This window comes from Lysinibacillus mangiferihumi, assembly GCF_003049665.1.
Taxonomy (GTDB): domain Bacteria; phylum Bacillota; class Bacilli; order Bacillales_A; family Planococcaceae; genus Lysinibacillus; species Lysinibacillus mangiferihumi.
Genome location: NZ_PYWM01000025.1, coordinates 39,170 through 61,591, shown reverse-complemented (window position 1 = coordinate 61,591; position 22,422 = coordinate 39,170). Strand labels below are relative to the sequence as shown.

Sequence of the window (22,422 nt, the reverse complement as noted above, 5' to 3'; positions counted from 1 at the left end):
TTTATAAATCATTTAGAAGTACTAATGCCTCTTCTACATTTTCACTATTTTTAAGTTTCGTTAATCGTACCTCGTCATTAAATAATTCCATTAACTGCTGTAATGCTTGTAGATGTGATTGTGCATCCACCGCACCAAACGCAAAAGCTAAAGTGACAGGATCTTTGTCTTTATGACCGAAGGAAACTCCATTTTTTAGTACATATAAACTCATACACGCCTCATTTACTCCATCTTCTGGTCTAGCATGAAGCAATGCAATTCCAGGGGCGATGACCATATATGGACCGTTCTTCTCAATGGACTCTACCATTGCAGTAATATAACTTTCCTCAATGGCTCCTGTATTTTTCAGTAACTCACCGGCTTTGAATACGACATCTTCCCATGTATGACATGTATCCTCTACAACAACGGTTTCTTTTGTCAGCATATTTTTAAGCATGATAACATTCCTTTTTAGTTGATATAGTCATAGATTGTAACGCCCTGCACTACACGATTGATTCGACCATTGGGACTAGGATTATCGGGTGTAATTCCAAGTTGAAGGGACTTTTTCATCGCGAATACTTGGGCAAAGATTACATACAATAAAGCTAAATCAAAATCACTTGATAGCTCTACATTTCCAGGGCTAACAGGGATTACCCAATCAGCAAGTTTTTCGACTTCAGCATCACTTTTATCTGTTAATACAACAACTTTTAATTTTGATGGATCTGAAGAGATTTCACGTAAAATATCCAAATCATATTTTCTCGTATGAGGATTTTGTGACACAAAAAGAACAACTACAGTTTTATCATTTAAAATCGACTTAGGTCCATGACGAAAACCTAATGATGATTCATGCATCGCCACAACTTGACCCGAAGATAGTTCCAGCATTTTTAATGCGGCTTCATGTGAAAGCTGTCCTAAAATACCGGATCCCAAATAAATAATGCGTTCAAAATCAAATTCCAAAATCTCATCTACTTGATTGGACACCGTATCCACTAATCTTTTACCACTTTCGATGACTGCTTTCATACTATTCTCGCAAATGTCTTCATCCACAAATACTGTAAACGCAGCAATGATCATACTCGTGAAACTACTTGTCATAGCCATTGCTTGATCATTTGCTTTGTCAGGAGTCAGAATTGTAATGCTATTCTCATCATCCTCTGTATTCTTCGCAAGTTTTCCATCTTTATTGCAAGTTACGATGACTTGATAAAAATCCTGAATAATTTCTTTCCCTAAAGAAACAGCAGCGACACTTTCAGGACTATTACCTGATCTGGCGAAGGATACCATAATCGTAGGAACATGGCCTATCAAATATTCCATTGGATTTGACACAATATCGGTTGTAGGGATGGATTCGAATTGTAAACACTTGTTTTTTTGATTGTATTTACGCAATACAGGCACCAGTGTATCTCCAGCAAATGCAGAGGTCCCTGCTCCTGTAAAAATGACTCGTACAAACCTATGCTTGTGACAAATTGATTGAATAAAATTTTGCGTATTTTCTTTTTTCTGAATTAATGAAGAAATTAACTCAACCCAAACAGTGGGTTGTTGGTATATCTCAACGGCGGTTTGAAGCGCTTTCATTTCACTTAAATTTTTTTTATTTAAATTAAACATCTTCATCCTCCATAATTAAATATATTGTAAAATCCGATTAATGGTTATGTTGTCATAACCAGTGAATTAAAATGAAAAATCTAAATAAGGCTAAAATAAAGATTTAGCTTACATAGACTTTTCTTTACGTTACGTTAATTCTACTGTGTATGAGAATTTATCCCCAAGTGCCACACTAATAGTATACTCAATCAATTCATCATGATAGTATGCATATCGTTTTATAAGCATTCCAGGTTGATTACTTTTAACATTCAAGTGAAAGGCTTCTTGTTCTTGTATAAGAGTAGCTGAAAACCGTTCAGTTGCTTTCGTAACACCAATTTGATAATCCTCATGAAATACCTCATACATCGGTCTTTCATTTAAATCTTTTTCCGTTAAATTAGGAAATATTTTTTTAGGCAAATAAGATGTTTCGTACATCAATGGTATTCCATCCGCATATCGCAATCTTATGATTTTAAATACTTCTTCTAACTTATTTAGATTCATTTTTTTAGCTAAACGGTCATCAATCACAATTACACTAAAAGATAATACTTCTGTCGTAGGTTTCTTTCCTAATTTCTCCATCTCATTAGTAAAACTGTATAATTTAACTAAGTTTTGATTATATGATTTTGAGGCTACAAAGGTGCCTATCCCATGTAATTTATAAATATACCCTTCTCGTTCTAAATCTTGAAGTGCTTGCCTTACCGTTATTCGGCTTAATTTATAAATATCACATAGTTCACGCTCCGATGGTAATTGATCGTGCTCAACATATTCTTTCCCTTCAATCTTCTTTATTAACACCTCCATAAGTTGCAAATATAGTGGTACTTTACTGTTTTTATCCATAATATTCTTGGCATCTCCTTACTATACGACTCTTGAAAATAACCAGATTGTATTATGGACTTACCTGGTTATAACCACTTATCTATTTGTAGATTAACAGAGTTTTCTGATAATGTAAAGTGATTTAAAATAAAAGTCAAAAAAGTAAGTGAAAAATCAGGATATACACATTTAAAGTCCAATCGTACGTACCATACTAATTAATTAAAATAAATATTATTAGGTTTTTGGGACAAATAGTTTTATTTCATCAATTACAGCAGATCCTTCATAATAATTAATATGAGGGATTCCAATAATAAAGTTATCTGGGTAAGCAGAACCTACGGGCCATTGTTCTACAGAGTAACTGCCATGAGGACCCGTAAAAGTGAGTGTCGAATTAAACTGTCCATCATATTCTTCAGGGGTATTATTATAATGCCAGATTGGTCTGCCATCTTGAATAAATTCACGTTCATATCTCAAAGTTTTCTTTCCGATATATTTAAAGTTTCCTGTCATTTCCATAACATAGCCTGTTTTATTTCGCTCAATAGCGAATTTATAACTTTCATCAGGCATAAGCTCAGGCTGAATTTCAGCAGTGGAAATAATAGTGTACTCTGTATCTGTGTCAGATAGAGAACCACACTCGGTGTCAAACAAAAACGAGTTATAAGCCATAGACGGATCTCTAAACGTATCTCCTGCAAAAAAAATGCCGTTTATCGCATTATTTGAACTTTTATCACTAAGTTGTTTATATAATTCTCCAGTAGCAGGATTACACGTTGCATATGCATTTGCCCAAGTGGCATTTGTATTATATGCATCCATCCCTACTTTTCTATGGTTGTGAATAAAAACATTATTATGAGGAGCAGGTTTTTCATAGTCCATAATTACTAAGAAATAATAACCGTTTTCATTTGTTATATCTCCAAAGTTCTTATTGGTATGATTTGAGTCTCCAGTAAATTCTCCACTTCTTTTCCATGGATGATTTGATTTACGTTGATCCATTGTGTATCCATTAAACTTATTATCGTAATAAAAACTGTCATTTCTTTTTCCTCCAAAATCTATATTTCTTAACACATATTCCACCCTATATTCTGATGGTAAAACTTCGGTAGAGCGAATAATTAAACCTGAATCAAAACTTGTCTTTAATTCAGCAGCATGGCCACCGTTTTTTAATTCAACATTTTTTAATGTTGCCTCGGTATCTGGTATCCCATCTTTATCATAGTCCCGAACTGCAAACTCTGCAGTTAACCAGCCATCTTTTCCAAACTTCAATTGTTTTCTCAATAAATCAAAGCTGTTAAGTTGCTTAAAAAAGTCATCCCCTCCTTTGATTTTAAAAAAGTCACCATCATCATCAAGATGATCTACATGCCAAGGGCTATCATCATCATAACTATCAAGTACCCAATCTACCTCATCACTGAATAACTCTTTGTTAAAATTCTCATGGTATTTTAACTTCCACTGTTTATGAACATTCAACTCATTATCCAGAACTTCTGCATAAGCTTGATCAACTACCAAGGGTGAAATCAAAATCATAGATAAAAGACTTGTAGCAATATATTTTTTCTTCATTCGTACAATCCCTCCTAAAAAATAAGTGATAGAATCGACTACTTTTTGATTGAATCTAGGCTTAAACGTCTATATGTGTCTTCTTTTAACAAAGAGCAAGTTATTACATGTTTACAACTAAAAATTTCTATAGCATTGTTATAGTTTTATCCTTATCCCTCCTATTCCTTATACTAATGTCATATCACCTCTAACTGGTTATAACCAGCATATAAATATACTAAAGTAAGTAAGGAATATTTGTCAATTCAATTTTCTGATTATTTAGTTAAATAAACTTCCCTGCTGTTCACTTCTAAGCCAAATAGAAAAGTTATAAACAATAAGAATAGCAAATATAGTGAAAAGAATAGGACTCTTACCAATTCTATGATTTGGTAAGAGCCCTTTAATCAAAAAGTATATACAATCTCCTGCTAATTATCTCATATGCAAGAGGTAAATTAAACACTATGAACAAAAACATCCGAGATAAAAGCACACTTAACTAAGTCATTCACTACAAACAAATGACTTTTTAATAAAAAAACAGGCTTTATACCTGTTATTGTTTCTTATTGTAGCTTTGTAAAAAGATTGATCGATTATAATTAAGATTGATAATTTGTAATAAAGTTTAATTAAAATCATCTCTTTAGTATTTCTGATTTGATTTTTTAATACTTATGATTGTCATGATTGAATTTACTTTGTTTAGGATTGTACTTAAACGAACGGTGCTGTTTAACTTATGTTCAACAATCGGACCAGATTGTGGAGTATCGTATTGTGTAAATTTAAGAAAAATAATCATGTTTGCTATCTTTGTATTAATCCAAGCAATCTATTAACCCTTTTTCCAGATTCGGGTTTATTCTCGGCAATTGTACTAGTACCTCCCCAGAGTGACTTGCATTATTGCTAAGTTTCATCTTCCCATTGTGCTGCTTGATTACTTTTTCAGTAAATGTTAATCCCAATCCATAATGGCTGTTACTTGTCCGTCCATAGTTTTCGGTATAGAAAAGTTCAGATCCTTTTTTTAGAGCTTCCTCTGAAAAACCAGGTCCCTGATCAATGATAATGAATTGAATAAAATCTTTATCTTGCTTGACAATCAATTGTACTTTTTCATCCTGTGGGGTTCTTTCAATTCCGTTTAGTACGATATTATTTATCGCTCGAATGAACAGGTTTGTATCTATAAAAAGGATTGTCCCTTTCTCTGTATAATCTTCGACGATTATATTATTACTTAGGCTCCTTATTTCGATTTCTAGCTTCGACAAGAAATCATTGACAGCTATCTCTTCTTTATATGTATTTATTTGCTTGTTATTCAGATTGATATCGATAACTTCCTGAATGTATCGTTCAACCTGTTGTATGGAATTCGTAATATCACTAAAATTTTCCTTCATGTCATTGGTTGTCATTACTTCCAACAGTTCTATATTCCCTTTTATCACTGTCAATGGAATTTTTATATCATGTATTAAATAACTGATTTGCTCTGCCTTCGAGTTAGTAACCTCAATTTCCCTTTGAATGGATTTAACCAGTGCTTCTGATAAACTTTCCATTGCGCCCATCACATCTTTATACTCATTAAATCGAACTTGTGGAAACTCGATATTCAGGTCCTTTTCTTCTATTTTTCGTGCTACTTTAATAAGCTTTTGATTTTCTTGTATAAGAATTCGCGAGAAACTTCTAATATTCCAGACTAAATAAATACAATAAATTAATATCGAAAAAATGGATAACCATACACCAGGGTTTGGAAATACCTTTCTCAATTCAACGTCTGCAAATTGAACTTTTAAGTTATAATAAATCAAAATCGTTTCATTTTGACTATCGTACCTTATAAAAGAACTCATTTTTTCCGTACTATGATTCTGAAAAGCTTCTTTTGCTTTTTCTTTATTCCTTGGGCTCAAATTACTCTTTATCATTTCGCTTGTTTTCTTATTAAAAATGGCGTAATCCAGTTCAGGAGGGATGATGCTGGAATCAATATAAGCCGCATTTACAACTTCATTTTGGATTTTTTCTGCCTTTTTTATCGGCTCGTTTGCCGGAAGCAAAAAGTGTTGATTGATTCCCCCTATCGCGAACCCGATATTTATCATTAATACAAGTAAACCAGCAAAGCCTAATTTTATAATTGATTTAACAAAATAAGCCGAAAATGAATTCTTTATTTCCATATATACCCTACACCCCAGACTGTATTGATGGGGGCTAAGTTAAATTGTGCATACTTTTTTCTTATTACCCTGATATGTTCAATAATAGTTGAAATTTGTGAATCACTTTCCAGTGAATAAACAGATTCATAAATATCTTCTTTGGAAAAGATTTTCCCTTTATGTAAAGCAAGTAGCTCGCAGATTCTGTATTGGGTCCTAGTAAAGCTTACTTCATCCCCTTGGATAATCACCTTTTTCGCTTCCAAATCAATAAGAATGTCGCCGTCGATAAACACTACTTTTCCTTCCTTTTTTCGGTCTGGATTCCCGTCTTAAATGGGCCTCAATTCTCGCATTCACTTCATGTATACTAAACGGCTTGACAATATAATCATCCCCTCCAATTGATAAACCTTTAATAATGGAAGATTCATCACTTTTGGCTGTCATAAAGATAATCGGTATATCAATCGAAGGTCGAATTTTCTTACAAATTTCAAAGCCATCTTCACCTGGCATCATAACATCCAGTAAAATAAGATTATATTTATTTATTTCTTCTATCGTGATATTTTTTATACTTAGAAGAGTAGTAACTTTATGATTTTTCATCTCCAACATTTTTCTGATTAGTCTTAGAATTGCAGCATCATCATCAATCGCTAAGATATTTACCATAATTAAATCCTCCTTTAATTCTATTTAATCGATTGTTTTCCGTCCGGTCCAATTATTAATCCAAACGATACTTAGTACGGCCATCCCTATTGTTAAAATAAGGAATAAATAGTATCCTGTTACTAACATAGGATTGCTAAACAACGTTATATCAGTCATTTTCCAATAGTCAGTTAAATATTCGCTGAATCGATTTGCCCATGCCCAAGGTAGAAATTTCCATACTTTATCTCCAATTGTAGTTAAAGAAAGAGCAGTGATGATCAATCCTCCGAACCCACATATGCTACTAATCCCGATTCCATACTTATAACCCAGGACTTGATAGAAGAAATATTGAAATATAGAAGCTATTATGAAAATTATACCTGTTAAATAATAGAGAGTGAAGTGAACTTCATGTACACCAACTAAAAACTTCAGAGCCAAGGAATAGATTAATATCGTTAAAAATATTGCTGCACTATAAGAGAAAATCATCATTGTTGTTTGACTCATGAACGAGATGGTTTTACTTTGAATTACTCCGACCATATTTTGGAAATGACCTGCTTCATTTTCAGAATCGGCCACCATTCCACAAATAATAGAAATAATGACCGGTGTACCGACTCCAATTAATTCAAAGAAAATGACGTAACTTGCTTCTGAATTTATCGGATTATTCCTAGATAAAAAGTACATCACCAAAGTACAAGGTAAAATTAGGGGTATACCTAAGTGTAATAACAGAAATAAACTTCGCTTTCTCTTTTTAAACTCCCCTAGCAAACATCTATAAAATTGCAACATTATTTCACCTCTATTTTATTAAACGACCTAACAGCCATTAAAGTAAGAACAATAAAGAATAGAATGCTTAATACAAGAGCAATTGGAATGACTGAATAACTGAGTAGTTCATCGTTTTGCGGCAAGGGTATTCCATTAGAGTGCAGTTTAGTTAAAGGCATTTGTACTCTTAAATGCCAGCTATATGGCACGAACCACCAATCTTCTGTAGGGGCAAATAGTGTACCTAAATTTAAATTAAGCATGCTATTTAATAATAAAGTGATAAAGAAGTTCGTTTTCCTCGAGAACCATAAACAAAATGGAACCTGCCAAAGCGAAGTAACAAACATTAAGAAAACCGCCAAAATACAAGAGGAGAGAGAAACTAAATATGGACTTGTCCCAATCAGCAAACTAGTTAGGCTTATAGCAGCAACTAATAGAAGAGAACCCAGTGCCACAAATCCAATGACTAATAAAATTCTACTAATTTCATTTTTTTGGAGATTTATCGGTAAGCCAATGATAGTTTTAAAATTGGTTGATTTTTTTTCCAAATTATTCAGAAGCCCTGCCGTAAGGGCAATAAATACAGAAATCCATAATATCCCCCAATGGTTAATGATGGTTTCTGCACTGAGACTAACTATCTGTGGATCACCGCTTAAAAAATTAAAGCCAAGTGCAAGAAGGGAGCATATTAAAGGAATAATCAAAAGCACCTTTCTTATATTTGTTCGTTTTATTTTTATGATTTCTGATTTCAAATATAAATACATACCGCAACCTCAACCTCCTATTGAGTTCTATTCTTTCGTACAACTTCGGTAAAAAGCGTTTCTAGATTTTCGTAAGAATGGTATTTTCCTTCATACCCGAGTATCCCATTACTGATGATTCCTATATCGTCAGCTATATGTTCAACTTCCGATAACAAGTGGCTCGATAAAAGGACTGTCATGCCCTGCTGCGGAAAAGAAGCAATTAATTCCCTTAATTCTTGAATCCCAAGAGGATCTAATCCATTAGTGGGTTCATCTAGGATTAATAGCTTTGGACGATTCAAGATAGCAAGGGCAATGCCAAGACGCTGTTTCATTCCCATAGAAAAGTTCATTACCCTTTTACTTCCCGTATTGGTTAAGCCGACAATTTGAAGAACCTCTTCGATTCGCTCTTTTGGCAACCCAAGAATTGTATTTATGACCTCCAGATTTTCTTTAGCTGTTAAATTCCCATAAAGTGGGGCGTTCTCAATTAAAGAACCAATATAAGCTAAATCCTTTCTAGCCCACTGATTTCCATTAAAAATAACTTCTCCGGATGTTGGCTTGAGCAGACCCGATATAATCTTAAGTATTGTGGATTTCCCAGCCCCATTTGGACCCAAAAGACCATAAACGGTGTTCTTCTTCACATTGAGTGATACAGCATTTAAAATAGTAGACCTTCTGTATTTTTTGGTTAGCTGTTTAGTTTGCAAGATATACTGATCATTCATATTTGATAACTCCTTTTCATCTTTATAAATGGAGTTTAACAACAAAAAATCAAGATTCTATCAACATTGAAGAAGATATATATTAGTAAAAGTGCCAGACACCCACACAATTCTCAAACAATTTGGGGGCCTGACACTTTATGAAGTTGCCTTATTTACTTCTGACAAACAATAGTTTAAACCACTGATTAACTAAAAACGGCATAAACGATAAGCTATAAATAAAGCCTAATTGGGCGCCACTTAATGCGGCCACTTCAAATATACCCGTAAATGATGGAACAAATAATACGACATGTAAAGCGACAAAACCGATTAAAAATGCTAACCAAGTATATTTATTCGAAAATACACCAATGGCAAAAATCGATTGCTTCGATCTGGAATTAAAGCCATGAATTAATCTCGACAAACATAAAGTAGTAAACGCCATCGTGCTGGCTGTTAAAGTATCTCCTGTTGACAATCCGATTTCAAAAGCAACAGCTGTAGCAATTGCAATTAATAAACCTTCCAGTATAACTTGCGTCGTAAAAGCTTTATTTAACAATGGTGTGCGAATATCTCTTGGCTTGTCCTTCATGGTGTTTTTATTATTTGGTTCCAGTCCAATGGCAATGGCCGGCAAACTATCGGTAAGTAGGTTAATAAATAAGAGATGAACAGGTGCAAATGGAACGGGTAAACCTAATATAGTAGCATATAAAACGACAAAAATAGCCCCTGCATTTCCAGATAACAAAAATAAAATCGCATTTTTAATATTCGTATAGATGCTTCTACCATTCGAGATTGCTTTGACAATCGTTGAAAAATTATCATCTGTTAATATCATAGATGATGCATCTTTCGCAACTTCAGTACCGGTTATTCCCATTGCTACACCGATATCAGCCTGTTTTAAAGCGGGGCCATCATTGACACCATCACCGGTCATCGCAACGACATTGCCCTTTTCCTGCCACGCTCTCACAATACGAATTTTTTGTTCCGGCGTTACACGAGCATAAACTGAAACATCTTGAACTTTTTCTTGCAGTTCGCGATCCGTTAAACCTTCAATTTCAGCTCCTTCAATCGCTTCGGATGGGTCCTGTAAAATCCCGATTTGTTTGGCTATGGCAGTGGCTGTTATTTTATGGTCACCTGTAATCATTACAGGTTTAATACCTGCTTTAATACAGCTTTCAACGGCTGCCTTCGATTCCTTTCTAGGTGGGTCCATCATTGCTATTAATCCTACAAAAATTAAATCTCTTTCATCAAATACGGTAATTGGACGGCCTTCTCTTACTTCCTTATATGCAATGGCTAATACTCTTAAACCATTCATTGAAAAATCTCGATTCACTTCTTCGATTTTTTTTCGATGTTCTTGCGTCAGATTAACTAGACCTTGCGACGTATTCATTTTTGACATTTTAAATAGCAGAACGTCTAGTGCTCCCTTAGTAATCATAATATTTTGCTGATTAATCCGATTAACCGTACTCATAAGCTTCCGATCTGAATCAAAAGGGAGCTCTGCCACCCTTGGACAATGGTCTCTAACAAGTAATTCATCAAAATCATACTGCTTTCCTAATTTCACAAGGGCAATTTCAGTAGGATCCCCGATTTCCTTATGATCTCTTTCCAACGCATCATTACATAATAGCGCCTTTAAAATCAGATCTTTCTCAATTGCATTTTTCATATATAGTTGATCGTGTGGAATCACTTTCTGATTAACGTATACATGTTGGACAACCATTTTGTTTTCAGTTAAAGTCCCTGTTTTATCTGAACAAATAACCGAAACACTTCCCAAACTTTCAACAGCAAAAAGCTTTCGTATTATAGCATTTTCCTTTGCCATTTTTTGTGTCCCAAAAGCCAAGACAATTGTGACAATCGAACTTAATGCCTCTGGTATGGCGGCAACTGCCAACGAAACAGCAAACATAAACGATTCTACTAATTCACGGCCTCGAACCAAATCAATTGTGAAAATAACAACACAAATCATCGTGATGCCTAAAGCTAATTTTTCTCCAAATTGATCTAGACTTACTTGTAGAGGCGTTTTCTTTTCTTTTGCAGTATCAAGTAAATTGGCGATTTTCCCAATTTCCGTTTCCATTCCAATAGCTGTCACAATCACAACGCCTCGTCCATTCGTGACAAAGCTTCCAGTGAAGACCATGTTTTTCTTATCCGCAATGGTTACATCTTCCTTAATCGAATCGGCACTTTTTGCGACAGCTAATGATTCACCTGTCAACGAACTTTCATTAATATGAAGATTATGGCTTTCTAGTAATCTTCCATCAGCATTTATATAATCTCCAGCTTCCAAATATAGAAGATCTCCCACAACGATATCTTCAGAAGGAATTTCTATTATCTGATTATTACGCATTACTTTCGCTATGGGCGAAGACAGTGCTTTCAAATTACCTAAAGATTTTTCTGCCTTTACATGTTGAACAGTGCCCAGAACTGCATTTAAAATAATAACAATCAAAATAACAATCGTACTTTCTACTTCACCTAATAGAAATGAAATAAAAGCGGCTACCATTAAAATAATCACTAATAAATCTTTAAACTGGCCGAAAAAAACGGCAAGTGTACTTACCTTTTTACTTTCCTCTAAAACATTATAGCCGTAAACCTCTTGCCTCTTTTGAACGTCATAATCACTCAATCCCTGATTGGTCACATTCAGTTTATTCATGACTTCAACGGACGACTGCTGATGATACTGTGTCATTTGATTCTCCTTCCAGTGTAAATTATTAATAATAGTTGTGTTATTCAACATAGAGCGGACTATTGCAATAGAAGGAAAACATCATTATTGCACAGTCTTTTAGCTATCAAAATGTCGTTTCTATCACTTGACCCCTTTTGACTTGTATTTTTTCTATTACAAGCCGCGATTTCTGTTACATAGTATTAAAAATTATGTGCTCTTTTGCTCTCGACTCCATATCCCTAATAGTAGAACTATAACAATCTATTCCGTGTCCTAATCCAGTATGATAATAATTGATAGAGAGATTAAATTTTTTGTCCGATTGACAAAGCTAACTTTGCTCTCGCAAACAAAATAACAAGCCCCTCTCGACGTTCAACATCAAGAGGGGCTATGGGTAAATAATTTATCAAGGACTAGATTTCCATAATATGTAGAAAGCTAATTACTAGTGACAGACACCTGTGATTGGCTATTAAAAAAAGATGACATCACGTACTCTATTGATTTCAAAAGATTTATAATACATAAATATCACAATTTTTTATTATTCTATGGTATACTTCTTTCAGTAGCACCATCAAAGGGCACAAACCAATTCGAAGCTGCAGCGTATTTTATACGATGCAGCTTTTTTTGTTTCATATTTACTTGATCCCCATTTTACAATATAATGGTTTAACTAGAAAATATTAAATACATCCTCATTTAAATAGCTTTCCCATATGAAAATTCCAAATCATTAAAACAATCTCGCCAAATGACAAGCAAAGGAGAAAATCCAATGAATGTAGAAAAAATCTTTGAAAGCTTCCCACTATTACATTCTAGCAACCTACAATTTAAAAAAATAGAAGAAAGCCATTTAGACATGTTATTCGCTATCTACGATAATGAAAAAGTATTTGAGTATTGTGGCATTATCCCGAAACACAATATTCAGACTGTCCAAAAAATGATTAGTCATTTTGAACGTGACTTCACGAAAAGAAGTAGAGTGAAATGGGGGATTTTTTATAAAGATCAACCAGATTCTTTAGTCGGTATAATCGAAGCGATGGATTTTAACCAAAAAGTAAATATGGTAACAATCGGCTACTATTTAGCAGAGGACTATTGGAATAAGGGCATTGCAACAGAATCTGTACAAACCATTTGTAAATTTTTATTTGATGAAGCTAACATTAATAGAATTCAAGCGGAAGTTATGCCGATGAACGATGCGTCAAAAAAAGTGCTTTTAAAAAGTGGCTTTATGAAAGAAGGTTTATTAAGACAAGCTTCTTTCTGGTCTGGTAAAGGTATTGTTGATTTGGAAATTTACAGCATTTTGCAAGAGGAGTACAATAAATAAATTGAAAAGGCACGCTAAACAGAACTATTCTATTTAGCGTGCTTTTATTTGTTTATCTCCATACATGTTTGTGGCGTTAAACGGTTGCATAAACCGAATCTACAATCGTTTAATACCTGCTCATCATCACCTACTATTAGTAGTTTAACAAGTCAGGCTTTGTAATCAACAAGAGTATCACATAAGCTTACCGACATTTGCAAAAGCTATCATTTTCTGTTGTATGAATGTAGACATACTACTTCGTTTTCATTCTTTTTTTAGTCGTCTTTTAATTTCTGCTGCATGTAAATCAATATTTCGTTGTGTTTTTAAACTCCAAAATTCCAAAGATTAACATTGCTATACTTAGAGGAGCAAATAAGAGGAAAAACACCTCTTTGCTTACTTTATTAGTAAAGAATAAAATTAGTACAAGGAAGTTGTCGCAGTAATAAAGCTTACATATTTATTATATTTGTAAGACATACAATGCACCCTTTCTACCTTTTTAAATAGGGTAATTCACAAATAGTCTTGAATAAACAGTTTTAACAAAAATAGCCACGCGCATATAAATGAACGTGGCTTTTCTTGTATAGCAGAACCTTATTTTAGTTAATAAATGTAGAAATCTTTCCACTATATGTAGCTAAATAACCCTTTCCCGCTGGCACAGCTCCTTGTAATCTTAGATTTCCTTTATATAAATATCCATCAATCCATTTTTCGTAAGGATACAATGTTGGTATAGAGCTATTAAATGTGTAGTACACTTGATGCGATGCATCTGCATAAAGATAAAAACCTCTTGGATTAATATCAGATTTAGTGATTGTCTCTGATATTATTTCTCCATCTTCATATTCTTTATTGATGTCAAAACCAAGAGGTAGTTCTGTTACTGGTTCTGCTATTGGTGTAAATTCCTCAACATCATTAAAGCTTGTTTCCTCGGCAGCTAAAGAGATTCCTGAAAATGCAAAAATTCCAAAAACTAATGTAAACGCACACAACAAAATACTTAGCCTCTTCATTTCCTTCATCATCTCCTTTATATTATAAATCATTTTGATTATAACTAATAACCTCATTATTTTCAATATTATTATAATTCAGACTACTATAAAAATTTACTATTGGTAAGTGTTATATTTCTTGAAATAAAAAAGTCTAGGCTGAATAATCTATATCACCACTTTTAAGTTAATTTCGAAAAAAATCCTCAACTATCATTGCTGGGCCATTTCCTTAGTGGTAGCTGTTATTTATTTACGCCATACAGTTTAAAAAGTTCCCCAGATTCATATTGTTCAAGAACTATGCTTGCCTCAAAACTGGTCATATTCTGTTCGATTCCTGCAATCTTTTCAAGCATTTTTAAAGCTTCAGCTCTGCGATAGTCCACTATAATTGCATAAATACTGCAAACATATAAGACAAAAGGATTTTCATGTAGAAACAACTCATCTAACACGGCTGTTGCAAGTTCAGATGATTGCTTTAGTTGCTCCAAAATAGCAAGCAGCGCCTTATTGGATTTGTTTCCTCTTTTATAATCTCCTGTCATCTGTGTTTGTTCTGCTATTAAGGCATGTTTGATAAATGTTTCAATTAATATTTTCTCATCTTGCACATTATCACCTACTATTATTTCATTCAGACATTTTAAACTAACAATAGTATCAAAAAAGCTTATCGACATTTGCGAAAGCTTCGTCTTTTAATTTCTGATGTATGTAAATCTATATCTTCTTTATCTTTCAAAGTGTTTTTAAGCACCAAAATTCCAAAGATTAGCATTGCTATACTTAAAGGCACATATAAGAGTAAAAACACCTCTTTGCTGACTTTATTAGTAAAGAATAGAATTAGTAAAAGGAGAGTTATTGCAGTAATAAAACTTACATATTTATTATATTTGCAAGACATACGATGCACCCTTTCCAACTTTTAATTATTTGATTTTTCAGTTATTTAATTCTAGTATATAAATTAGGTAGTTCTACATATGAACATTTATTAGGTACTTCAGAAACAGATAAGAGCAAGAGAGAGGTGAATTTTGTGAAAAGTAAAACTATTTTCTTTATTTTTTTAACATTATTCTTCATTTTCTGTTTAGGACTGCTATCATTCTATAGTCTTAGCAATTAATAGTAATGTTTATCTATCCTCATTTGCATCAAACCATACAGCCTAGACTGTAACCATTTTAATGCAATAAAAGTACTCTAAACAGGTATATCTTTGTTTAAAGTACTTTTATTGATTATCTTAATGGATAGTTAAAAATCTTTCCACAAATCAAATCTACAATCTTAAGATTTCAATTCTTGCCATTTCCAATATGCTTCATATAGCATATCGTGTAGAAATTCCTCGTGCTCTCGCTCATCATCTAGACCTCTCTGTTCTAATTTCATCCCTAACCACACCGTATTATCTTTTCTAAATTTAGGATCACCAACACCATCTATAATACAGAAAAAGTGAAAAAAGGTTGAAAGCATCCGATCGCGAACAATCTTTTCAATGCCACAAATACTATGAAAATCAAATTCATTTGCTTTTAACGCTTTCATTTCCTCAGCAGTTAATTTAAGCTCATCCTCTATGCCTATCATCGCGTTTTCTGGATTTCGTAGGCTATCACCCATTTTAGAGGATTCTTCAATTAAATCATGAACCTCCATTAGTAAACACATTTGACTATCCATCTATATCACCACTTTTAAGTTAATTTAGAAAAAAGACCCTCATATATTTATCGCTGAGCCATTTCCTTAGTGGTAGCTTATTTACATACGCCATACAGTTTAAAAAGTTCACCGGATTCATATTGTTCAAGAACTATGCCGGCATGAAAACCGGTCATATTATTCTGTTCGATTCCTGCAATCTTTTCAAGCATTTTTACAGCATCAGCTCTGCGATAGTCCACTATAATTGCATAGATACTGCAAACATATAAGACAAAAGAATTTTCATGTAAAAACAACTCATCTAACACGGCTGTTGCAAGTTCAGATGATTGCTTTAATTGATCCAAAATAGCTAGCAACGCCTTATTTGATTTATTTCCTCTTTTATAATCTCCAGTCATCTGTGTTTGTTCTGCTATTAAGGCATGTTTGATAAATGTTTCAATTAATATTTTCTCATCTTGCACATTATCACCTACTATTATTTCATTCAGACATTTTAAACTAACAATAGTATCAAAAAAGCTTATCGACATTTGCGAAAGCTTCGTCTTTTAATTTCTGATGTATGTAAATCTATATCTTCTTTATCTTTCAAAGTGTTTTTAAGCACCAAAATTCCAAAGATTAGCATTGCTATACTTAAAGGCACATATAAGAGTAAAAACACCTCTTTGCTGACTTTATTAGTAAAGAATAAAATTAGTAAAAGGAGAGTTATTGCAGTAATAAAACTTACATATTTATTATATTTGCAAGACATACGAGGCACCCTTTCTAGCTTTAAATTATTTGATATTTCAGTTAATTTAATCTAGTATATGAATTATAACACACTTAGGAGGGGCATGATATGAAATTAACACTAAAAATAACTAGTTTATTTGCCGCTTTTCTTTTATTGAGTGCAACTTTAAGTAGTGCTACATATGCACATTCACTAGTTCCTTCAGCGTCTATTAAGACAGAAGAAATTACTGGTACTAATGATTTAATTAAAGCAAACGAAAATGGTGTTGCGGAAAATGATTTTAATATTATTAATCTACCAAGTGAGTTTGATGATGGAATTCTTCTGAAAAGTAAGGGGACCGGAGAAGATTTAAAAATTGGTGTACCGAATAATATGAAGTTAAGTAAACCTACAATTACAGAATCAGGCAGCTATGAGTATAAGAATGACGGTCCAGTAGACTTGATTTTGCAACCGACGGAGTTTGGCGTTAGAAGTATTGTAAATATTAAAAATTCAAGTGCTCCAAAAGAATATAAATTTGAGTTGGATATGCCAGAAGGACATAGGCTTATTTCATCTGCTGACTACTTTGGAGACGTCCCTGGAAATGAGTTAGATACAGAAGAAGTCTTTATTGTAGATGAAAATAACATTATTCAAAGTGTTTTTGGGAAAGCTTGGGCAGTTGATGTTAATGGTGTAGATGTACCCACTTATTATGAAGTGGTTGATAACACTTTAATTCAAACCGTGAATTTTAATGAAAATACTGCATTTCCTGTATTGGCAGATCCAGATTGGGTTGCGATAGGAGCATGTGGTACAGCTTTAGCTTGATTTGTCAGTTCAAATTTATTTGTAGCAGCTAAAATTATTAGAGTGAAAAATTATATTAAAGCTCTCGGTGGTTTTAAAGAAAGTGCAAAATTAATTGCGGGTGCTACATCTTGGGAAGAAAAATTACGTGTGGGTGGATCAGCATTACGTAGTTTAGCAGCAGAAATTACAGGTGTTACAGGTTTGTATGCGTGCACTAGATTCTTTAATAAATGATGAAAATAATCAAATGACTTGAAGAAGAGTAGACAAAATCGTCTGCTCTTTTTTGTCGTACTGTGGAGGCGGAAAAGGATTACAATAATAAATCGTTATGGTTTTTTCATATTAATTGGCCTTGATTTTCCCCTGTAGTGTATGATAAACTCCAAAACAGAACAAACATTCCCCCTCTTTTAATTCTTTATCGTGAATATTTTGTATTGCATAATAAAGTTGGTGCGAGTGGATAATTTAAAACTATAAAATATAGTGTCGGATAATCTGTAGTTGTTATCTATCAATTAAATTAGACACCAACAAAAAAAGATTGTAGATGCTCCCCAAGATTAGGAGCATCTACAATCAAACTACCTCTATTAACCTACTTCTATTTAATACTTTTAGCTGCTTGCTGCATAAGTGCAGCTACCATCGTATCCATTTGTGCGAAACGATCGTCTTTCGTTTGTCCGTTGACATAACGATAATAAATTTGTTGGCAAATGACCGCTAATTTAAAATAAGCAAACGTTATATAATAGCCGATTGTTGAGACATCACGACCACTTTTCTCCGCATAGTGCGCAATAAATTCCTCTCTTGAATAAAATCCAGGATGAACCGTAATTGGTGGCTCCCCTAGTGCATACAACAACATTTTTGGATCATCTGGATGCATCCAATAACTCATCGCAACACCGAGATCTGCTAACGGATCACCTACTGTTGTCATTTCCCAATCAAAAAGCCCAATCATTTCTGAGTAATCTTGTGAAAACATCGCATTGTTGAACTTATAGTCATAGTGAATAATTGTCGCTTCATTATTTGTCGGTATATTAGCCTTTAACCAAGCCGTTAGCGCTGCTACCTCTGACAGCTCAGCTGTTTTTGCTTTCTCATAACGGTCAACCCAACTAACCACTTGGCGTTCCATAAACCCTTCAGGCTTGACCATATCCTTTAAAGCCGTTTCCTTATATGGAATGGCATGGAGCGCTACAAGTGATTCCACCATTTTTTCAGACAATTGACGTGCGAGTGCTACTGTCGATTCTGTCCCTGATGGGAAACGTGTGTCCAACACGACACCTTTTTTTCGTTCCATTAAGAAAAAGTCACTGCCGATAATGCTGGCATCATCGACATATACATATGGTTTTGGTACAACAGCTAAAAACGGATGAAGCGCCGATAAAATGGTAAATTCACGCTTCATATCATGCGCTTTTTTTGCCACTGGCCCAAGAGGTGGCCTGCGAAGTACAATTTCAAAATCCGCTATTTTTAAACAGTAAGTTAAATTAGAATGACCCACACTAAATTGAGAAATTTCTAGTTTCCCCTCTGGTAAGTCTGGGAAATGTCGCTTTAAAAAAGCATGTAATTGCTCTGTATCGATTCGTTCACTTGCCCTTACTTGTATCGTATCCATAGGAACCCCCCTTAAATAATTGCACTCATTCCACCATCTACCACAATCACCTCGCCTGTAACATAATCCGAAGCTGCAGCTGCTAAAAATAATGCAACGCCCTTCAAATCATTTTCAGCACCTAGACGCTTTAAAGGTGTAGCCCCCATTAAATAATCTTGTCCTCGTTCTATTAAAACATTGGACATTTTCGTTGGGAAAAATCCAGGGGCAATGGCATTAATGTTTACGCCTGATGGTCCCCATTTCACCGCTAAATCTTTTGTTAACGTAATAACTGCACCTTTACTAGCGTTATAACCAATTGTATCCATAAAATCAGGGAGTGTACCACCAAGCCCTGCAATAGAAGCAATATTAATAATTTTCCCCGCTTTTTGTGCAAGCATCACTTTACCAACAGCCTGCGTCATTAAAAATGTACCGTTGACGTTCACATCAAACACCTTTTGCCATGCCTCGTATGGCATATCGACAGCCGGTGCCCCCCATGATGCACCACTATTGTTTACTAAAATATCAATCTTACCAAAGGTTTCTAATGTCCGTGACACAACATGGGCAATTTCCTCTGGTTTCGTCACATCACAGGCAAGCGCAAGTGTCTGGACACCCAATTGTGCGAGTTGTGAAGCTATTTCCTCACAAGCCTCCACTTTGCGTGAGCACAGCACAACGTTGGCACCAGCCTCTGCAAAGCCTTGCGCAATTTGTGCACCAAGTCCACGACCACCACCTGTAACAATAGCGGTTTTCCCCTGCAAGCTAAATAGGTCGAGAACAGTCATTTTACCAGCTCCTTTTGCTTTGGGGCATGTTTTTTCAGTTCCAATTTCGCTACAGTATTACGATGTACCTCGTCTGGTCCATCTGCTAAACGCAATGTACGTGAATTGGCCCATTGCGCAGCGAGCGTCGTATCAGGTCCAACGCCAGCAGCGCCAAATGCTTGAATGGCACGGTCGATAACACGCAATGCCATATTCGGTGCGACTACTTTAATCATCGCAATTTCAGCCTTCGCCTCTTTATTCCCTACTGTATCCATCATGTAAGCGGCTTTTAACGTCAGCAGCCTTGCCTGTTCAATATCAATACGTGATTCTGCTATTCGTTCACGCATCACGCCTTGGTCTGCTAGCGGTCGATGGAAGGCTTGACGCTCTAGTAAGCGGCTACACATTTCCTCTAAAGCGCGTTCAGCTGCTCCGATAAGACGCATGCAATGATGAATGCGGCCTGGGCCTAAACGACCTTGAGCAATCGCAAAACCTTTCCCTTCACCCCATAAAATATTGTCCACAGGAACTCGTACATTTGTAAACGTAACCTCTCCATGACCTTCAGGTGCATGGTCATAGCCAAAGGCCGTTAACATGCGCTCTATTTTGACACCTGGTGTATCCATTGGAACTAGAATCATTGATTGTTGCTCATGGACCGAAGCCGTAGAATCCTTATGTTTTCCCATAAAAATCGCGACTTTACAGCGTGGATCGCCAGCCCCGGTTGTCCACCACTTATGACCGTTTAAAATATACTGATCACCATCTCGTTCAATGCTAGCCTCAATATTGGTCGCATCACTGGAGGCCACTGCAGGCTCCGTCATCGCAAAGCAAGAGCGGATTTCTCCACGCAATAGCGGCTCTAACCACTCTTTTTTTTGCTTATCCGACCCATAGCGTACAAGTACCTCCATGTTCCCCGTATCCGGCGCATTGCAGTTAAAGACTTCCGGCGCTATTAATGATCGCCCCATAATTTCACATAAAGGAGCATATTCTATATTCGATAAACCTGCGCCATACTCGCTATCAGGTAAAAATAAATTCCATAGCCCCGCTTCCTGTGCTTTACGCTTCAATTCTTCCATAATCGGAGGAATCGCTCCCCAACGATCCGCCATTGCTTCCACCTGTGCCGCATACAGTGCCTCATTTGGATAAATATACTGCTCCATAAATTTCGTCAGTTTTTCTTGCAGTTCTACTACTTTTTCACTATAAGAAAAATTCATATGAAAGCCCCCCTTTGATTGACAACACGAATGAAAAATGAATGATTATTCATTCTTATTCTTACATTAAATGTTACCGCTATACGGCATGTAAATCAATCATCTATTCCATAAAAATTTGAATAAAAGAGAAAATTCATATGCAAAAACAGCTAAAAAAAGCATCTCCATTTCACCTTCTTTTTACAGCCATAAAAAATAATAACTATATTAAAATATCGTCAACATTATCTTTTACTATCAAAATAATGTATAACACCATCAATGAATTGTCGGATTGCAAAGGGCAGATGTCGATTTTTTAAATACACTAAATAAACATTCCTTTGTAAATTAGGGCAATCAATTTCTTTTTGAACAATCGTCTTCGCTGTTGGCCCCTGTAAATAGTTTTCAGGCAGAATGGTAATACCTAAATTTTCGCGAACAAGGGATACAGCCGTTTCAAAACGTTCGATTTCAAATTGAACATTGATTGCTTGACCCGCTTGTTCAAATGCATGCAAAATATCCTGCCTTGTTTGAAATCCATCTGTACTAATAATGAAAGGCTCATTGCTTAAATCTGCAATGGTCAGTAAATCTTTCGTCGCTAACGGATGATGTAAAGGTAATACAGCGACAAGTCGTTCCTCATACAAACACTTCACTTCTAGCTCTTCATCGTCCATCAATTGATTGGTAATAATCACATGCGTTTTATAGCCTTTCAGTGATTTCTTGACACGCTTGCTACCTAAAATATCGACTAAATGAAACTTCATCTGTGGATAGCGCTTTTTATATTCGACAATCGCTTTCGGTAACCAATGCTTAATGGACTCCATTACACCGATGGTCAAATCACTTGTACCATGTACAATGACCTCGTCCATTTCAATTTTTAGCACTTCCATATTTTTTAATATAACTTTTGCTCGTTCATATAAAAGCTGACCTGCTTCGGTTAATTGCAAATTTCTTGTATTTCTTTCAAGTAAAGAAGAACCAACTTCTTGTTCTAATTTTTTAATAGCATTACTTAAAGAAGGCTGAGAAATATGCAATTTTTCAGCTGCTTTCGAGTAATTCATATGCTCAATAACAGCGATAAAATATTGTAATTGTTTTAAATCCAAAACAACCTACCCCCCATTTATAGTTTAAAACTATAGATTAATAATAATTATATATTAGTAAATATAATTATGTGAATATATAATAAATTAACA

22 protein-coding genes are annotated in these 22,422 nt (G+C 34.7%); 3 read left to right on the top strand and 19 right to left on the bottom strand.

The genetic code is table 11. The features are described from left to right. Position 1 precedes the first annotated feature (1 nt). The 11 genes from C9J37_RS20395 to C9J37_RS20350 form a co-directional block, all read right to left on the bottom strand. Positions 2-445 (bottom strand): PTS sugar transporter subunit IIA, encoded by a 444-nt coding sequence (locus tag C9J37_RS20395; RefSeq protein ID WP_235617188.1) that lies wholly within the window; start codon positions 443-445, stop codon positions 2-4. A 14-nt stretch (positions 446-459) separates the two neighbouring features. Then, positions 460-1,641, bottom strand: coding sequence for an SIS domain-containing protein (locus C9J37_RS20390; RefSeq protein ID WP_107896856.1), 1,182 nt, complete (start codon positions 1,639-1,641; stop codon positions 460-462). Positions 1,642-1,770: 129 nt separating this feature from the next. Next, positions 1,771-2,487 carry a GntR family transcriptional regulator gene (locus C9J37_RS20385; RefSeq protein ID WP_107896855.1) on the bottom strand — a complete coding sequence of 239 codons (717 nt, stop codon included), beginning with the start codon at positions 2,485-2,487 and terminating at the stop codon, positions 1,771-1,773. Positions 2,488-2,706: 219 nt separating this feature from the next. Further along, positions 2,707-4,077 carry a hypothetical protein gene (locus tag C9J37_RS20380; protein ID WP_107896854.1) on the bottom strand — a complete coding sequence of 457 codons (1,371 nt, stop codon included), beginning with the start codon at positions 4,075-4,077 and terminating at the stop codon, positions 2,707-2,709. 809 nt (positions 4,078-4,886) lie between these two features. After that, positions 4,887-6,269: a sensor histidine kinase gene (locus C9J37_RS20375; RefSeq protein WP_107896853.1), complete on the bottom strand. Its 1,383-nt coding sequence runs from the start codon at positions 6,267-6,269 to the stop codon at positions 4,887-4,889. Further along, positions 6,260-6,502, bottom strand: coding sequence for a winged helix-turn-helix domain-containing protein (locus C9J37_RS29110; RefSeq protein ID WP_235617189.1), 243 nt, complete (start codon positions 6,500-6,502; stop codon positions 6,260-6,262). The genes C9J37_RS20375 and C9J37_RS29110 overlap by 10 nt, the downstream gene beginning before the upstream one ends. 16 nt (positions 6,503-6,518) lie before the next feature. Next, the gene (locus C9J37_RS29105) at positions 6,519-6,929 is read right to left on the bottom strand and encodes a response regulator transcription factor (RefSeq protein ID WP_235617187.1); all 411 of its coding nucleotides are present in this window, start codon (positions 6,927-6,929) and stop codon (positions 6,519-6,521) included. Positions 6,930-6,953: 24 nt separating this feature from the next. Next, on the bottom strand, positions 6,954-7,721 hold the full coding sequence (locus C9J37_RS20365; protein ID WP_107896852.1) for a lantibiotic immunity ABC transporter MutG family permease subunit: 768 nt from the start codon (positions 7,719-7,721) through the stop codon (positions 6,954-6,956). Beyond that, positions 7,721-8,482, bottom strand: a complete 762-nt coding sequence (locus tag C9J37_RS20360) for a lantibiotic immunity ABC transporter MutE/EpiE family permease subunit (protein WP_107896851.1) — start codon at positions 8,480-8,482, stop codon at positions 7,721-7,723. The genes C9J37_RS20365 and C9J37_RS20360 overlap by 1 nt, the downstream gene beginning before the upstream one ends. 17 nt (positions 8,483-8,499) lie before the next feature. Then, the gene (locus C9J37_RS20355; protein ID WP_107896850.1) at positions 8,500-9,204 is read right to left on the bottom strand and encodes a lantibiotic protection ABC transporter ATP-binding protein; all 705 of its coding nucleotides are present in this window, start codon (positions 9,202-9,204) and stop codon (positions 8,500-8,502) included. 151 nt (positions 9,205-9,355) lie between these two features. Then, complete coding sequence (locus tag C9J37_RS20350) at positions 9,356-11,959, bottom strand: cation-translocating P-type ATPase (RefSeq protein ID WP_107896849.1); 2,604 nt, start codon at positions 11,957-11,959, stop codon at positions 9,356-9,358. Between the two features lie 769 nt (positions 11,960-12,728). Between C9J37_RS20350 and C9J37_RS20345 the strand changes: the two genes are divergently transcribed. Then, on the top strand, positions 12,729-13,298 hold the full coding sequence (locus tag C9J37_RS20345) for a GNAT family N-acetyltransferase (protein ID WP_107896848.1): 570 nt from the start codon (positions 12,729-12,731) through the stop codon (positions 13,296-13,298). Between the two features lie 593 nt (positions 13,299-13,891). On the opposite strand, the gene C9J37_RS20340 is transcribed toward C9J37_RS20345, so the two are convergent. From C9J37_RS20340 to C9J37_RS20320, 4 genes are all read right to left on the bottom strand, one after another. Further along, positions 13,892-14,314, bottom strand: coding sequence for a hypothetical protein (locus C9J37_RS20340; protein ID WP_153063507.1), 423 nt, complete (start codon positions 14,312-14,314; stop codon positions 13,892-13,894). A gap of 227 nt (positions 14,315-14,541) precedes the next feature. Beyond that, on the bottom strand, positions 14,542-14,913 hold the full coding sequence (locus C9J37_RS20335; RefSeq protein WP_153063506.1) for a hypothetical protein: 372 nt from the start codon (positions 14,911-14,913) through the stop codon (positions 14,542-14,544). A 685-nt stretch (positions 14,914-15,598) separates the two neighbouring features. Beyond that, entirely contained in the window at positions 15,599-15,997 is a 399-nt protein-coding gene (locus C9J37_RS20325; protein ID WP_107896845.1) for a hypothetical protein, read from the bottom strand. 77 nt (positions 15,998-16,074) lie between these two features. After that, on the bottom strand, positions 16,075-16,518 hold the full coding sequence (locus C9J37_RS20320) for a hypothetical protein (protein WP_107896844.1): 444 nt from the start codon (positions 16,516-16,518) through the stop codon (positions 16,075-16,077). A gap of 317 nt (positions 16,519-16,835) precedes the next feature. On the opposite strand from C9J37_RS20320, the gene C9J37_RS20310 reads away from it, so the two are divergent. Further along, entirely contained in the window at positions 16,836-17,555 is a 720-nt protein-coding gene (locus tag C9J37_RS20310; protein ID WP_107896842.1) for a hypothetical protein, read from the top strand. A 42-nt stretch (positions 17,556-17,597) separates the two neighbouring features. Next, positions 17,598-17,771, top strand: a complete 174-nt coding sequence (locus tag C9J37_RS28455; RefSeq protein ID WP_167397381.1) for a hypothetical protein — start codon at positions 17,598-17,600, stop codon at positions 17,769-17,771. Positions 17,772-18,144: 373 nt separating this feature from the next. Here the strand turns inward: C9J37_RS28455 and C9J37_RS20305 are convergent, their stop codons facing one another. The 4 genes from C9J37_RS20305 to C9J37_RS20290 all read right to left on the bottom strand — a co-directional run bounded on the left by C9J37_RS20305 (position 18,145) and on the right by C9J37_RS20290 (position 22,329). Continuing rightward, complete coding sequence (locus C9J37_RS20305; RefSeq protein WP_107896841.1) at positions 18,145-19,191, bottom strand: phosphotransferase family protein; 1,047 nt, start codon at positions 19,189-19,191, stop codon at positions 18,145-18,147. 11 nt (positions 19,192-19,202) lie between these two features. Then, the gene (locus C9J37_RS20300; RefSeq protein WP_107896840.1) at positions 19,203-19,979 is read right to left on the bottom strand and encodes an SDR family oxidoreductase; all 777 of its coding nucleotides are present in this window, start codon (positions 19,977-19,979) and stop codon (positions 19,203-19,205) included. Continuing rightward, positions 19,976-21,211: an acyl-CoA dehydrogenase family protein gene (locus C9J37_RS20295; protein ID WP_107896839.1), complete on the bottom strand. Its 1,236-nt coding sequence runs from the start codon at positions 21,209-21,211 to the stop codon at positions 19,976-19,978. Before C9J37_RS20295 ends, C9J37_RS20300 begins: the two co-directional genes overlap by 4 nt. Before the next feature lie 227 nt (positions 21,212-21,438). Then, complete coding sequence (locus tag C9J37_RS20290; RefSeq protein WP_107896838.1) at positions 21,439-22,329, bottom strand: LysR family transcriptional regulator; 891 nt, start codon at positions 22,327-22,329, stop codon at positions 21,439-21,441. Positions 22,330-22,422: the final 93 nt, after the last annotated feature.